Origin of the sequence: Streptomyces sp. NPDC001568 (assembly GCF_042893755.1) — a bacterium.
Taxonomy (GTDB): Bacteria; Actinomycetota; Actinomycetes; order Streptomycetales; family Streptomycetaceae; genus Streptomyces.
On sequence record NZ_JBIAVF010000020.1, the window covers coordinates 160,415 to 174,000 of the forward strand.

Genomic DNA, 13,586 nt, shown 5'->3' on the forward strand with positions numbered 1-13,586 from the left:
CGGTACCTGAAACAGGCTGGCGTGAGCACCAACGAGGCCGCCGCCCTTCAACCGCACGGTCACGGTGAGGCAGCTGGTGACGCTCGGATAGGTGATCACGCCCCCAGGTGCGACCTCTTTGATCCGCCCTTGTTCGATCACAACCCTCGCAACGGTCACGAGGTGCGGCAGGTGCCCAGATCACGGCCAACCATCGCTCCACTTCGGCGGGAGCCCGCAGCACCAACGGCGGCACGTACCCGTTCTTGCAGCGCCACCGCTACACCCGCTCCGAGCGCTTCCCGCTGCTGTATATCTTCTGGGTCCTCGAGGGCCTGCCACGGAGCGGTCGCAGCGTCGAAGGCGGCCAGGGCGGAGTACAGCTCGGCGCAAGGACGACTCTGCCGACTTCGACCATGTGGTGCAGCCGAGCGTCCATGTCCCTTCCGGGCGCCTGACCAGCGTGGGGTGCAGCGACGGCCTGCCTGACACTGCCCGGTTCGACGTCCCGGCCGGATGGATGCGTGTCCGTGTCTCCCGTAGCGGCCGGGCGGTTGCAGCCGCGGACCCGGTCCCCTCCCGCCGACGGGCCGACCAAGGCTCCGACGTGCGAGGATTTCCGGTGGTCCGGCAGCGAGCCGGCCTGATGAAAGGTATCGCGACATGGCAGCAGGATTTTCGGACTGGAAAGTCAACCGGCAGTACGCGGAGAACGATCGGGTCTCCTACCAGGGAAAGCAGTACCGCTGCCTGCTGGCGAACAAGTCCAATTCCGCTTCCAATCCGAAAACGGCCGTGAAACTGTGGCGCCAGTACTCGGTGTGACCGCCCCGACAGCACTGGGCCAGCGCGCCGGTTGATCCGTCGGGCAGTCGGCCTCCAGGGTGGCGCTGCCGCCGTGTCGGCCTGGCGGGCCGAGCGGCGAGGGAAGGGTCTGGATATCGGGCGGCCGCCCGAGCACGACCTGCGCCGGATCATGGACGCGGTCTTGTATGTGGACCGGACCGGGATCCCCTGGCGCTACCTCCCTCACGACTTCGCGCCGTGGGAAACCGTCTACGGATACTTTGCCGCCTGGCAGAAGGGACGGTGTATTTGACCAGCTCAACGGCCTACTCCGTCGATTGGTCCGGGAGGCCGCAGGCCGGGACGCCGAGCCGAGTGCGTGCGTGCTGGACGCACAAAGCGTCAAGACCTCCGCCAACGTACCGGCCGCCGGCCAGGGTATCGACGTGGGCAAGAAGATCGCAGGCCGCAAGCGCCATATCGGCGTCGACACCCTCGGCCTTCTCCTCGCTGTCTGGGTCACCGCGGCCAGCGTCTCCGACAACGCCGGCGGTATTCACCTGCTCTCGCGCATTGCCAAGGCCCACCCCCGCATTACCAAGGCCTGGGCCGACAATGGCTACCGGACCAAGGCCATCGACCACGGGGGCCGCCCTCGGCATCGACGTCGAGGTCACCCGCCGCGACCCGGGCCAGAAGGGCTTCAAGGTCATCCCCCGGCGGTGGGTCGTCGAGCGGACCTTCGGCTGGTTGATGAACCACCGCCGCCTCGCTCGCGACTACGAAACCCACCCGCACCGCTCCGAAGCGATGATCCGCCTCGCGATGATCGACCTGATGAGCCGCAGGCTCACACGAGAATCGACTCCGAACTGGAAGGACTCATGGTCGCCGGGCCACGCTGACCCGCGCGTTCTCGCCCCTCATTGCCTGCGGCCAGCGGTCATCAATGACACCCGCCGCTTGCCGGCAGGCGCCACAGGCGTTCTCCCGCTCCGGCAGCCACCAGTACTTGGACGGCGACATGCCGGCTTCCTGGATTCCACACAGCGTCGTGTCGAAGATGCCGAAGGCGTGGGAGACATTGTCGGGAAGGCCGTCCGCGACAGCCCGCTCCCAACGCATCCCCACGGGCAAATACATCGGACGCGCGACCTCGAACCACTCACCACCCACATGGGTCGCCGCGTGGCACCAGGAACAGGACCAGATCTCCTCCTCCCACAGGCCCGGCAGCATCGGCCATCGCCACATCACACGTCCACACACATCGCACTCCACGGGCGGATCCTCACACGCCTCTGGGCGTGCCCTCAATCCCCCTTGTATTTGGCGACTTACCAAACACCCCGAACGGGATGAAACGCTCTTTTAGGGGGTCGGTAGTTGTTCGGGGCGATCGGTCACTCCTCGACCCACGACGGCGACCGAGGTCAGTACCGTTCCTGCCTTGCCCCAGTCGCTGTCCTCAAGCGCGACCTCACGTGATCCCAGCAACCTGAGGCTCTGCTTGTCGAAGATCCACTCGGTTCGCTCGGTGTTGTGCACGCGCGCCACCGCAACCCCCGTCCGTCCGGCCGCGTCCTTCGATTCGGGAATCAGGACGACTCCGGGGATGCGGGCAGCCGCCCGGTAGAGAGCCGCGCTCAGGCCCGGAGGTGCCTCGACACTCCGCAGGAGGTCGCCGATCGCGACGAATGCCTGCTGATCCGGCCCCGTGGTCGAACCGGAATCCGCTCCGTGCTGCTTGCGCGTGTCTTCGTAGATCACCTTCAGCAGTTGGTCCGGGTCGGTGGGCAGCGTTTCCAGGAACCGGTACGTGGGGCTGTTCAGGGTCGGCGGACCCACGTCGGGCGGGCGTGTCTCGGACCCCGTCGCGGTTCGCGTCGTCACCCCGGCCGATCCATCCACCGACAGCCAACGCTCTGCCGACTGATCGCTCGGAAAGGCCTCCATGCGGCCTCCCCCGCCGGGAATCTCGGACAGGGTGGTCGAATGCCCAACCGTTTTCGTGTACATGAACTGGCCGCTGCGTACGGAAGGCTTGGGCAGCGACGCCGCTGCCAGGGCAACCCGATCCAGCAACTGCACGGCCGCAGGATCGGGGCGAGCGGCCTTGGCCGGCTCCCCACCATCGGCGCCGTTCAGGGTGAAGGTGACGGCCACGGCACAGGCCGCCGCAACCACGCCCATGGAAAACAGGAGAGGACGCCTCGATCGTCGAGGGGCGGCGGCCCGGTTGCTTCGTGCGACTTCACGCATCAAGTACTCCTTGATCGGTTCGTGGTCGTGGAACGGCAGCTCCTCATCACGAAGGCCTGGCAGGCGCTGGAGGAGTTCGTTACGAACGTGCGGTTCGGTTCGTGCGTCATCGGCGGCGCTCACAGGTGTCCCTCCCGTGCGATCCGGGACACGGACGCATGCCCCGCAGTTGGCTCCGCGGCCAAAGTGGCCGCGGTGAGTTCGCGAAGGCGTTTACGCGCCCGCGAGAGTCGGGAGCGCACGGATGCTTCCGCGATGCCGCACGCACCGGCGATTTCGGCATGGCTCAAGCCCGACCAGACGGACAGGACGATGACCTCGCGGTCGGAGCGTCGCAGCCGATCCAGGGCTGCCAGCGCGGCCGCGGCCCTTGCCCTGTCCGTGATACGGGATACCACCTCATCCGATGGGTCCGGGATCAGATCCGCGAGGGGTATACGGCTCATTGCCTCGCTGTGCCGACGCGCGGCTCTTCGCGTATTGCGTATGACATTCGTAGCGACCCCCAACAGCCAAGCCCGAGGACTGATCACACCGTCGAAAGTTGCACGGAGCCGCCAGGCTTCGAGGAAGGTAAGAGAGACGACGTCCTCTGCCGCATGGCGGTCCGACGACATGCGGACGGCATGCGCGTACACCGCTCCGGCGTGCGCATCGTAGATTTCCGCGAACAGTTGCTGTTCCACACTAGGTAGTGTCCGGACCGGGCATCCCGTTGCACGTGACGTGCGTCACATCGCGACCTGTGAGCGTGCGACCGAAGCAACCTGAACGCGAAGAAGGCCCCCGTACGGCCGCGAAGGTACGAGTAGGGCGAGGGATCCGTCGATACGGGTCATGCCCACCTCGACGACGGCGCGCAGCCTTTCGAGTTCGAGGGCTACGCCTGCCTCATCCTGGTGCGGCGGGTTCACTCGGCGACCTCATCGACCAGGCCCAGGCCCACGCGGTCGAGCAGGGCCTCGACGGGCGGCAGGGCCATGACGCGGGCGAGGCCACCAGCGGCGGCGAGGGCGGCGGCGACCCACGGAAGGGTGGACCGGACATCAGGTGGCGGACGGGTACGGCGGGCGTCCGCGGAAGCGGGGTGTGGGTACGGCTCCGGGTGGCCTGGACGTTACCTCTGCAGCCACGGGTCAGTGGTTTCGCCGGGGCGTTCCATCGCAGGCCGCCGCCCTGTCGGGGCTGGTGCGGGGGATGGAACTCGTGTCCTGACATCAGGGCGCATATGCCAGTTGGGCGGCCTACAGAAATCCTGTGGGTCGCCCTTCTGGTTGAGCGGGACCCTCATGCTCGTGACCATCACCTACGGTTCCCAACCGGGCACGGGGGCGACATGGGCGACATGCTGCACGTCCTGCACGGCCGCGACACCATCGAGAGCGCCGTCGCCTACCGGCGGCTCGGCTGGCCCGTCGCGATCGGACACCGACAGCGCACCGGCTCCGGCTGCACCTGCCAGGACGACCCCACGGCGAGGCCCTGCGTCACCCCGGGCGCCCACCCGCTCGCCGGGGCCGTGGAGCCGCTGGCCAGCGGGGGAGCTCACCGCGGCGTTCGAGGCCGCGCCCGGCGCCGGAGTCATCGTCCCGTGCACGCAGTTCGACGCCCTGGTCGTCGGCCACGCCATCGGCATGGGCGTCATGCTCCGCGCCGACGCGACGAACCTGCACATCCCCTGCCTGACCGCCGGGCACACCACGGCGACCCTGCTTGTGGAAGCCGGCACCGGCACCCTCCTCGCCGACTGCCCCCAGGTCGACGTCCGCTCCGGACCGAACGACTGGGTGGCAATGCCCCCTTCGTACGGCATCCGCTGGGACACCGCCCCGGACGACGAACTCCCCGTCCCGGCCGCCCGCGCCGTACGCCCACACCTGGCGCAGGTGCTCAAGCTCACCCTCGCAGCCCGCGCACAGGGATGACCGCGGTGGCCGACCGAACCGGACGCCGCCCCGACGCGGTGTCCGCGCCGTACAAGGTGGGCGACGTGGTGCGCGGACCCGAATCCCTTCCCCCGGGCGACTACCGCACCCCCGCCGTCCACGAGGGGGAAGTCGTCCAGGTCGGCAGCGGCTGGAACGGCGTTGACGCGGACAACGCCTACCTCTGGGTGCGCCTCGCGGACCGCTCCGAGCGCCGCCTTGCCATAAGAGGCTGCGCCCTGGTCCCACCAGCCGAGCGGTCCGTCCCGTGAGCCCCCGCCCGAGCCGGGCGAACTGATCCACCGCAGCAGCCACCGGCCGCTCAGGACTGCTGCGGCTCTGCCGGGCCGGTGCCCCACCCCCTTCGGGAGCACCGGCCCGGCCCACCCGAACTTCCGCCCCGCGACCCGCTCGCGGCGGCGGTCACCATGTCCGCCCTTCCGGGCGGAACCGCGCCGGGCCTTGCCCGACGCACACCCGAGGCAGGCAACCGGCCCGCCTCACGGCAGCAGGAGGAACCCATGCCCCACAGCCCCACGCCCGACCCGAAGCCGGGGAGCGGCCTGCTCCTCGCATCCCGGCGGATCAACGCCGCCCGCACCCGCGCCGAGCACGAGGGCGACGGAGGCGGCACCGGCCGCTCGGACGGCAACGACTAACGGCAGGAGCTGACCTTCTGATGTTCGACGCCCCTTCGTGGGCGGAGCGGCTGGGCGGGGACCTCTTCCTCGCCCAGTCGTATTTCCGCTCCCACCTCGTCGTCCGGGGCAAGCCCGACGACTTCGCAGGACTCGTGTCCTGGTCCACCCTCAACCACGTGATCGCCACCCACCGGCTGGAGCCGCCCCGCCTGCGGCTCTCGCAGGGCGGCGAGATGGTTCCGCTGCACCGCTACGCGATCCCCGTCACCACCCGCCGCGCCACGGTCTGGCACCGCATCCAGCCCGCCGAACTCCACACGCGCATCCGCGAGGGCGCCTCCCTCGTCGTCGACTCGATCGACGAACTCCACCCGCCCATCACGGCCGCCGAAGGCCTTGAGCGATTCCTGCGCACCCCGGTCCAGACGAACGCGTACGCGTCGTGGACCGCGACCGAGGGCTTCGGCACCCACTGGGACGACCATGACGTCGTGGTCTGCCAGGTCGAGGGCGCGAAGCGGTGGCGGATCTATGGCCCCACCCGACAGGCCCCCACCTGGCGCGACACCGACACCCCGCAGATCCCCGACGGGGAGCCCCTCGCCGACATCGTTCTCAACCAGGGAGACACCCTCTACCTGCCCTGCGGCTGGTGGCACGCCGTCACCGCAGACCAAGGCGCCCCCTCCCTCCACCTGACCTTCGGCCTCACCACCCAGACCGGCGCCGACTTCATGACCTGGGTTGTCGACCAGCTCCGGGGCGACGTCCGCTTCCGCACCGACGTGCCCCGCTTCGACACCCCGGCCGCCCGGAACGCGTACGTCACCGCGCTCCGCGAGGCGATGGCCCCCGTACTGGACGACCCGGCGGTCACCGACCGGTGGGCCCGCTCCCTCGACGCCACCCACCACGGCCGCCCGTACGCCTCCCTGCCCCACCTGGACCAGGTCCCCGCCGATCCCGATCTGACCGTCCGGCTGACCTGCCCGCGCGCCCGACTCGACCAGAGCCCCGACACGGGGGATTGGACGCTCGCGGCGGCCGGGACCGCATGGGACTTCGCCGCCCCGGCGGGCCCCCTCCTCACGCGGCTGTCGACCGGGCATCCGGCCACGATCGGCGAACTCACACAACAGGCGGGCCTGCCCGTCGCCGACGTCGCCGCAGTGCTCACCGTCCTCGTCGAGGGCCAGGCCGCCGCCCTCATTGAGGCTGACCGGTGACGGCCGAAGCAGCCCTCGGCACCCACCGCGTCCGCGCCGCCGCCACGGCGGCGCGGACCGCGTGCGAGGGCGGGGCCGGCTGGATCGACACCGCCCCCAACTACGGCGCTGGCGCCGTCCACGCGGAGCTCCGCCCGGTACTCGACGCCTTCCCCGCGGTGCGGGTGGCGACGAAGACCGGCTTCTACACCCGCGCCCAGGGACAGGCCGCCGTCGCCGCCGGGGTGCTCCGCCCCGGGCAGGCCGATGCCCGGCACAGCCTCGCCCCGGACTTCATCGACTGGCAGACCCGCCACTCCGCCGCCGCACTCGGCCACGCCGACATCGTCTTCGTCCACAACCCCGAGACGGTCGGGCACGGCGACCGCGACCGCCTCCACGCCGAACTCCGGACCGCCTTCGAGGTCCTCGAAGGCTTGACCGGAGCAGGCGTGATCGGCGGGTACGGGGTCGCGACCTGGTCCGGGTTCACCGACGACGCCTTCACCGTCCCCGAACTCCTCACCCTCGCCCACGAAACCGGTGGCCCCGGCCACCACCTGGCCGCCATCCAGCAACCGGTCAGCCTCGTCATGGCCCAACCGATCACCCGCGCACTCGACGGGCGCGGCCCCCTGGGGCAGGCCCGCTCGGGCGGGCTGCTCGCCTTCGGCTCCGCGCCCTTGCACGGTGGGGAACTTCTGGACCTGATCACGCCGGAACTGGTTGAGTTGATCCGGCCCGGCGCACCCCCGGCGGCGGCCTGCCTGCTCGCCGCCGGTTCCTGCCCGAGCCTGGACGTCCTGTTGGTCTCGGTCAGCACGCGGGAGCACTGGGACGCTGCCGTATCGGCGCTGGACGACCCGCTGACCGACACGGAACTCAGGAAGGTCCTCGATGTACTCGCCCCCCGATGACACCACCCGACAGCGGATGGAGGCCACGCACGGCGAAGCCGCCAACCGCCTCGCCGTCACGACTGGGCCGCCGTACGCGTGGGGCTGGAACGGCCGCACCATCAGCTCCCGCGCCGGCAGCGACCACTGGCTTCGTGTCGAAGCCACCTCCGACGACCGGGCCAACACGCGATTACCGCACGAGGGCATCCTCGGCGCCGAACACATCCCGGACGCCGTACCGCGCCCGCGCCTGCACGCCACCGTCCGCTGGACCAAGGACGGCTGGACCTACGACGCCGACCTCCTCACCCACATCGCCCACCCGGTGATCTGCCCGACCACCCCCGAACTCCTCACCGACCCGGACCTGACCGACCGGTGGTGGGCCGAGCTGCACCACGCCCTGGATGCGCTCGCCGGGGTCCCGACGGAACGGGAGGCGGTCCGCACGCTCTGGATGCGCCGCTCCTTCCCCGTCTTCCTCGGCATCGACGCCCCCGACCGCATCGAGCGGGTCACCGGGCACGCAGACCTGCACTGGGCCAACCTCACTGCCACCCCACTCGCGATCATGGACTGGGAACGCTGGGGCAGCGTCCCCATCGGCTTCGACGTCGGCCTCCTTCACGCCTACAGCCTCCGCGTCCCCGCGGCCGCAGCCCGCGTACGCAAGGAATTTGCCCACGTCCTCGCCACCTCAGCCGGCCGGACCGGAGAACTCGCGGCGCTCTGCGAACTGCTCCAGTCCGTCGCCCGCGGCGAATACAGCAACATCGCCGCACCCCTCATGGACCGGGCCGAAGCCCTCACCGGCCGCAGACCTCCCGCACCACCCCAGCACTGACCGCTACGCCGTGACCCGCCCGGGGCCGCCATCCGCCCCCGGCGGCGAAGCCCAGACTGCACGCGGACACCAGGTCAAGCTGCCTGGGACCGTAAAGGGTGACGCGACCGGGAGCCGCTGCGGGGCGGCCCGGCGCTCTGCTTCACTGCGCGCATGACCGACACCAGCGAGGCCCTCGCCCGCGCCGCAACCACGCTCGCCACGGGGGCGGACCCCACGCAGAGCCAGGCCGTCCGGGCCCTGGTGTCGATCGCCCTCCACGAACCCACCCACCGCCAGCAAGCGCTCACCGCCGACGCGCGCCGCCCGGGCCCTGCAGATCCTCGAAGGCTCAGCAGCAGCACTCCTGACGACCTCAGTCATGGCCGGCACCTCCTTCAGCGGCACCGGCGTAAGGCGGGGCCTGATCACCGCGGCCGTCTGGATCGTGCTGTTGACCGCGGCATCGGCTTTCCGCCGCCGGTGGCAGCACTACGCGGGGGCCTGGGTATTCGTGCCCAGAACAACGCGGTGGCTCCGAGGCCTGCTTGTCCTGCTGCTCGTCACCTGCCTCACCAGCGGCCTGCGGGCCGTGCCGGACTTCCCAGGCGGAGTTCTCCTGTGCGCCGCGGGGGCAGGCATGGCGGGGTGGCTGCTCTGGTCGAAGAAGCCAACGGGACGCTGAGACCGGCCGGTGACAGCAGGACGGATGGGCCGTTAGGCAGGTCCTCTGCGACAACGAGGTCAACGACCATGCCCACCAGCACCCTGTCCCTGCTCCGCCCCGACGGACAGAGGAGACCTACACCTACTTCGACGGTGTCATCCGGGCGGTACACGCCGACGGCACCCGCTGCCCGCGTACCGGAAAGGGCCGGCACACCCAGCGTCCGCCGGACTCGCGCTGTCCGGGGCGGGCGCGGTACGTGGCTGTCTGCCGCACGTGCCAGTGGGAGGGTCAGGACACCTCCTACTCCAGGCTGGGGCCGAAACGAAGGAGCACGCCCGCAAGTGCGACGACCTCCAGCCATACGTCATGACCGCGCAGGAGTTCGTGAACCTGCCGCCAAAGGAGCAGGCAACCATGACGGCCCGGCACCAATGGCGCGAGCCGCTGCCGCCGGAGGAGCGCCCGCCCGTGCACACCGTCGCCAAGCATCGTGAGCGTGCCGGTGCGCCCTCGATGGTGCCTGCGGCCCCGACCGGATTGCTGACGTCGCCGTCGCAGGTCCCGGATGCCACTGCGGATGGAGCGTTCCCTGCGGCCGTCGAACGGGTGAGGGCCGCAGGGGTGGTATTCGTCAGCGTTTCCCGCATGGCCGGGGGGTGGTGCGTCTATGTGATGCCGGAAACGGCCCCCACCTACCAACAGCACCACGGCGTGACGAAGATGCTGGGGCAGGCCGTCGCGAGGCTGATCCGCGAAGGCGACGCGATCAATGGGGGGGAGTACCCAGTACGCGGCGACGCTCACCGGCGTACCCGACGAGTACCGGGCGCGCATCTACGCCGTTGCCTTCCAGAACGCGCTGGCCGGAGACCTTGACCGGCTCCTGCGGCTCTGGACGACCTGGCGCTGACCGTCACGGCCGAGGCCGAGGGCTACTTGCCGCGGTCGCCCTTAGCGGAGCAAGCATCCGGTCGAGGTGAGCACGTCGTGGAGGACCCCTACCTGTCGAAGACCAAGATCTCTGAAAGGTGGATTAGGGGGAGTTCTTGCAGGTCAGAAGCTGTGCCGCTTTGACTTGGTGGGGGCAGGCGAAGGGATTTTGAAAGCCCGATCACCGAAGTTGACTCGGGTGGCGGGGTGTGAAGTGCCTGTTCTGTCAGGTGCGCGCTCGGGAGCCGGCTGGGTGCATACGGATGAGGCCGGGACCTCGGGGGAGGTCCCGGCCTCGGCGGGAGAATTCGGGTTGAGGGGCTGGCCGTTCAGTCGTGGTTCGGGTCGAGCCTGTCGGTGGGGGCTTGCTCGGAGGTGGGGGAGGTTTCTGGCTCGGGGTCGGGAATCGTGCGGGTGGCTCCGGTGTCCAGCTCGAAGTGGAATCGGCCGTGCATATTGATGTGGGCGAACAGGAGCGTGGAGAGCTGGGCGATATCGGTGTCCAGGACGGTGTGGCCTTGGGCGCGGAGCTTCTCGATGATCATCTGGATGTAGATCGTGTTGAAGAGGGCCACGGCGTTGAGGACGAGGCCGAGGGCGCCGAGTTGTTCTTCCAGGCCGGGGAGGTATTCCGGGTACGGGCCGTCGACGGCGTGGCAGATGCGCTTGGCGAGTCGCTGGCGGGCCTCATGCAGGGCACTTTGGGCTTCGATCTGGCGACGGAACTCAGGGTTGTCGAACAGGCGGAGTAGGTGGCGTGATTTCGCGATCCGCCCGACGTCGGCGATCGCCATCCCGAGTCGGGTGGGCCGGCCGTCGCGGGTGAGGATACGCAGGGCGTTATGTGCGCTGATGACTCCTTGGCGGATGGAGCCGATGACGCGCAGGATTTCGTCCCAGTGTTCGGTGATCCGGGCCAGGTCGATGCGTCGCCGCGTCGCGTCCTGCAGGGGGCCGTAGTCTGCCGATCCCTCGGTGCGCCACAGCTTGATGGAGGTCAACTGCTTCGGGGTGGGCTGGTAGGAGTAGCCGGAGAGGGTCAGGAGGCCGAAGACGAGGTCCTCGTGCGTTCCGGGTTTGGCGACGATGGCGTCTGCTGCGGGGGCGGGGCTGGTTTCGGGCTCGTCGTTTCGGCCGCGCCGACGCGCGGTGAGGGTGTCGAGTGCTTCCAGGGCGGCGCTCGGGCTTCCGCTGACCAGGCGGCCGGAGAGCTGGATGGCCCGCTCGGTGATCACGGTCATCCAGGTCACCTCCGTCTCGCCGCGCGGGGCGATGCGCAGGTTGGTGGAGCCGGGAGGGATGACGAAACGCAGGCCGTCGACGATGGCGAGTCGTCGTCCCTCGTTCCACAGGCTGGTGACGGAATACTCGGCCTGCTTCTCCAGCATCAGGGTGTTGAAGGCCTCGATAGTTTCGGGGCGGAAGTAGGTGCGGTTGACCAGGTCGAGCCGGGCGAGGGTCAAGGTTTCCCGCACCCCTTCCCGTTCTTCCTCCGCGACGGCTTGGAGTCCCAGATTCGAGCCGAGTCCGACCATGACGGCGGCGAGGGATAGGTCGAACTCCGTGAACGGGGAGGGACTGCCGTTGGGGGTGGCGAACGCCTTGGCACCGCCGGTTCGGCTGAGCACCTCCACCACCACCTGGGACAGGTCTACGCGGGGGAGCATCTTGTTCACCTGCCGGTACAGCTTGGCCAGGCTCGCAGGCACGCCCGGCGTCTTGCGCAGGGCCAAGGTGCCGTCGTCGAGCTGCACCTTGTAGCCCTCGGGCACGCGCGAGGCGACATCGGTGAGTTCCGCGTGCAGGGTCTTACGGGCCTCGGCCAGGTACGGCTCGGGGCTCCCGGGCAGACCGAGACTGGTGAGCAGGGCAGGCCGGGCTTCTTCCCAGGCCTCACCAGACAGGAGAGCCGCGCGTAGGTCCCCCCAACGCGAGGCGCCGACGGCAAAAATGTTCCGCTGGCACAGCTGATAGTGGAAGGTCTCCAGCACGCAGAAGGCGTACGCCTTCGTGTCCACGGTGTCGGAAGTCGCATCCGGGTCACTTTGCACCAGACCCTTCCATGAGCCGGTCAGCAGCGTGGTGTCGATGTCGCCGAGCCGGAGGTCCTCGCGGTCGAGGAGGTCGGGCAGGGACCACAGTGCCGTCAGCGCCGGCTGGCCCGCGGGGGTCGCACCGAACGGCACCCTGTCGACGAGTACCGGGATGAGGGAGCGCAGGGCCGGGTACCGCTCCAGCATCTTGGCGCGGCGACCCGCGTGGGTGTCGGAGCCCGGAGAGGGCGTGTTCGCGGCCAGGATCTCGGCCGCCGCCTCGACGGTGTACCGGCCGGCGAACCCCTCGATGAGGGCCCGCATGGAGTACGTGTCGGTGTGAGGGTCGGTGATCTCTCCAGTCTCGGGGTCGACCTGCTCCTTCACCGCGTTCAGCACGGCGAGCATGACCTGCGCGACCAAGGCGCCTGCCGGGGCGAACGTCGGGTAGGCGGCGATGATGTCGTTGTCGGCCAGCCGTTTGGGGCGGTTGAGGAACTGCTGGGTGATCAGTTTGTCGAGCATGTCCATCGCGTCGTCCAGGACGTGCTTCTCCATGTTCTTGATCGCTGCCAGAACGGCGGCCCGCTTGCCGCTCTGGTTCGCAAGTCGGGACACCCGCTCGGTCATGGCGTGGGTTGCCAGATGCGCCAGCTTGCGATCGGGGACATCGGAGACATCCACATCGACGAACCCGAGACCCATGATCGCGTCCGCACGAGACAGCGTCTTCTCAAACGCCGACCACGACGGTTCCGCGCGCCCGCGGCGCAACTGCTCCAGCCCGCTGATGCCCTTTCCGGCGGGGACCTTCATCAGTCCGTCGATTACCCTGATCTGCGCAGCGGTCAACTTCCCACACAGAGTCTTCGACAGCTTCTCATCGACCTGGTCACGGACCTTCACCACCTTTGCCCGCAGAGTTGTGTAGCTGGGTAGGAGGACCTGCTCCTTGCGCAGCCTCTCCACCGCAAAGACCATCAGAGCTGTCGGGCCGTCCGTCGTGACCTTCAGGTGGGCTTCCAACTGCTCGACGAGCCAAGCCTCGCCAGCCGAATACGAAGTCCATCCGTACTCCTCCGCGATCTCTCGGGCATGTACTTGAACCTGCTCACGGTTCTGCCCATAGAGCCTGATCGCGGCCAGCGGATCCTCTGTCATGCCGAGCTGCTCGGCCACACGCAGGACCAGCTCCTCGGGGACTCTGTCCAGGTCGGTCTCGAAGCGGCCGAGGAACCGCACCACCGCCACCAGCACGCCGAACCCGAGCCGGCTATGCGCCCCCCGCTTCTTCCCGACCAGCTTGAGGTCCACCTCGTCGAGACGGAGACGCCCCCACTCCCTCTCCCACATCCCGCCGACGAACGACGGGTATCCGACGCTCTGTTCCTGCTGTACCTCTGCGGACTCCACTGCCTCTCCTCCGAAGATCG

At 69.2% G+C, this 13,586-nt stretch carries 13 protein-coding genes and 1 pseudogene; 10 read left to right on the forward strand and 4 right to left on the reverse strand.

The window, feature by feature from the left end:
• Nucleotides 1-642 precede the first annotated feature (642 nt).
• Together ACFY0I_RS31925 and ACFY0I_RS31930 are read left to right on the forward strand one after the other, a co-directional pair.
• The gene (locus ACFY0I_RS31925) at nucleotides 643-804 is read left to right on the forward strand and encodes a carbohydrate-binding protein (RefSeq protein WP_388902260.1); all 162 of its coding nucleotides are present in this window, start codon (nucleotides 643-645) and stop codon (nucleotides 802-804) included.
• Between the two features lie 73 nt (nucleotides 805-877).
• Nucleotides 878-1,647 (forward strand): annotated as a pseudogene (locus ACFY0I_RS31930) (IS5 family transposase); the annotation flags it as partial.
• Here ACFY0I_RS31930 and ACFY0I_RS31935 read toward each other — a convergent pair.
• The 3 genes from ACFY0I_RS31935 to ACFY0I_RS31945 all read right to left on the reverse strand — a co-directional run bounded on the left by ACFY0I_RS31935 (nucleotide 1,648) and on the right by ACFY0I_RS31945 (nucleotide 3,713).
• Nucleotides 1,648-2,046 carry a hypothetical protein gene (locus ACFY0I_RS31935; RefSeq protein WP_388902322.1) on the reverse strand — a complete coding sequence of 133 codons (399 nt, stop codon included), beginning with the start codon at nucleotides 2,044-2,046 and terminating at the stop codon, nucleotides 1,648-1,650.
• Between the two features lie 90 nt (nucleotides 2,047-2,136).
• Nucleotides 2,137-3,150, reverse strand: coding sequence for a CU044_5270 family protein (locus ACFY0I_RS31940; protein WP_388902262.1), 1,014 nt, complete (start codon nucleotides 3,148-3,150; stop codon nucleotides 2,137-2,139).
• The gene (locus ACFY0I_RS31945) at nucleotides 3,147-3,713 is read right to left on the reverse strand and encodes an RNA polymerase sigma factor (protein WP_388902264.1); all 567 of its coding nucleotides are present in this window, start codon (nucleotides 3,711-3,713) and stop codon (nucleotides 3,147-3,149) included. The genes ACFY0I_RS31940 and ACFY0I_RS31945 overlap by 4 nt, the downstream gene beginning before the upstream one ends.
• A 948-nt stretch (nucleotides 3,714-4,661) precedes the next feature.
• Between ACFY0I_RS31945 and ACFY0I_RS31950 the strand changes: the two genes are divergently transcribed.
• From ACFY0I_RS31950 to ACFY0I_RS31985, 8 genes are all read left to right on the forward strand, one after another.
• Nucleotides 4,662-4,952, forward strand: a complete 291-nt coding sequence (locus tag ACFY0I_RS31950; RefSeq protein WP_388902266.1) for a hypothetical protein — start codon at nucleotides 4,662-4,664, stop codon at nucleotides 4,950-4,952.
• A gap of 5 nt (nucleotides 4,953-4,957) precedes the next feature.
• Complete coding sequence (locus ACFY0I_RS31955) at nucleotides 4,958-5,224, forward strand: hypothetical protein (RefSeq protein ID WP_388902267.1); 267 nt, start codon at nucleotides 4,958-4,960, stop codon at nucleotides 5,222-5,224.
• A gap of 249 nt (nucleotides 5,225-5,473) precedes the next feature.
• Entirely contained in the window at nucleotides 5,474-5,611 is a 138-nt protein-coding gene (locus tag ACFY0I_RS31960) for a hypothetical protein (RefSeq protein ID WP_332758719.1), read from the forward strand.
• A gap of 20 nt (nucleotides 5,612-5,631) precedes the next feature.
• Nucleotides 5,632-6,819, forward strand: a complete 1,188-nt coding sequence (locus ACFY0I_RS31965) for a cupin domain-containing protein (protein WP_388902269.1) — start codon at nucleotides 5,632-5,634, stop codon at nucleotides 6,817-6,819.
• Nucleotides 6,816-7,715 (forward strand): aldo/keto reductase, encoded by a 900-nt coding sequence (locus ACFY0I_RS31970; RefSeq protein ID WP_388902270.1) that lies wholly within the window; start codon nucleotides 6,816-6,818, stop codon nucleotides 7,713-7,715. The genes ACFY0I_RS31965 and ACFY0I_RS31970 overlap by 4 nt, the downstream gene beginning before the upstream one ends.
• On the forward strand, nucleotides 7,696-8,541 hold the full coding sequence (locus ACFY0I_RS31975) for a hypothetical protein (protein ID WP_388902272.1): 846 nt from the start codon (nucleotides 7,696-7,698) through the stop codon (nucleotides 8,539-8,541). The genes ACFY0I_RS31970 and ACFY0I_RS31975 overlap by 20 nt, the downstream gene beginning before the upstream one ends.
• A 361-nt stretch (nucleotides 8,542-8,902) precedes the next feature.
• The gene (locus ACFY0I_RS31980) at nucleotides 8,903-9,205 is read left to right on the forward strand and encodes a hypothetical protein (RefSeq protein WP_388902274.1); all 303 of its coding nucleotides are present in this window, start codon (nucleotides 8,903-8,905) and stop codon (nucleotides 9,203-9,205) included.
• Between the two features lie 754 nt (nucleotides 9,206-9,959).
• Nucleotides 9,960-10,100: a hypothetical protein gene (locus ACFY0I_RS31985; RefSeq protein ID WP_388902276.1), complete on the forward strand. Its 141-nt coding sequence runs from the start codon at nucleotides 9,960-9,962 to the stop codon at nucleotides 10,098-10,100.
• A 349-nt stretch (nucleotides 10,101-10,449) separates the two neighbouring features.
• Here ACFY0I_RS31985 and ACFY0I_RS31990 read toward each other — a convergent pair whose 3' ends face one another.
• A complete protein-coding gene (locus ACFY0I_RS31990) occupies nucleotides 10,450-13,566 on the reverse strand; it encodes a Tn3 family transposase (RefSeq protein ID WP_388902278.1) in 3,117 nt (1,038 codons plus the stop codon).
• Nucleotides 13,567-13,586: the final 20 nt, after the last annotated feature.

Bases quoted from the DNA above. Each gene is read 5' to 3' on its own strand.
- ACFY0I_RS31925 (WP_388902260.1), top strand. From the start codon at position 643: ATGGCAGCAGGATTTTCGGACTGGAAAGTCAACCGGCAGTACGCGGAG.
- ACFY0I_RS31950 (WP_388902266.1), top strand. From the start codon at position 4,662: ATGGGCGTCATGCTCCGCGCCGACGCGACGAACCTGCACATCCCCTGC.
- ACFY0I_RS31960 (WP_332758719.1), top strand. From the start codon at position 5,474: ATGCCCCACAGCCCCACGCCCGACCCGAAGCCGGGGAGCGGCCTGCTC.
- ACFY0I_RS31965 (WP_388902269.1), top strand. From the start codon at position 5,632: ATGTTCGACGCCCCTTCGTGGGCGGAGCGGCTGGGCGGGGACCTCTTC.
- ACFY0I_RS31975 (WP_388902272.1), top strand. From the start codon at position 7,696: ATGTACTCGCCCCCCGATGACACCACCCGACAGCGGATGGAGGCCACG.
- ACFY0I_RS31980 (WP_388902274.1), top strand. From the start codon at position 8,903: ATGGCCGGCACCTCCTTCAGCGGCACCGGCGTAAGGCGGGGCCTGATC.
- ACFY0I_RS31985 (WP_388902276.1), top strand. From the start codon at position 9,960: ATGGGGGGGAGTACCCAGTACGCGGCGACGCTCACCGGCGTACCCGAC.